This is a genomic window from Pseudoalteromonas sp. CR1 (assembly GCF_019392235.1).
In the GTDB taxonomy this organism is placed as follows: domain Bacteria; phylum Pseudomonadota; class Gammaproteobacteria; order Enterobacterales; family Alteromonadaceae; genus Pseudoalteromonas.
Map to the genome: position 1 here is coordinate 1 of NZ_JAHXRM010000065.1, position 379 is coordinate 379.

General features: G+C 47.8%; 1 protein-coding gene. It reads right to left on the reverse strand.

Features of this window, described 5'->3' with window-relative positions:
- A partial coding sequence (locus KZZ04_RS18500; protein WP_257903672.1) for a glycosyltransferase occupies positions 1 to 346 on the reverse strand: 346 nt, incomplete at its 3' end.
- Positions 347 to 379 lie beyond the last annotated feature (33 nt).

The window sequence follows — 379 nt, forward strand, 5'->3', positions numbered from 1 at the left end:
TCTCAAACAAACCGGGGGGCAACTCATCCAGCGCACTTTTACGATACATGCATGTTGAGAAGTTTCCGACCAAGTTATCGGCAATTAAATCTCGAGCGCCAATTATCCGGTAAGACGTACCGACAGGTACCCGAGGCGTGAACTGAGAACGGTCTTCTTCGTAAACCAGGTAGTTTACCGAGCACAGGGAGCATTCCCAGTGTTGATCAAGAAACCCGAGCTGGCTTGACAGTTTTTTGGGGCTGCACCAGTAATCATCACCTTCCAATACGGCAACATACTCACCGGAGCACTCGGAGAAACCCCGCTGGTAATTTTTGGTTATTCCCAAATTACCATCATTCATCAAGTACTTAAACGTAAACCTTGGATCGCTACC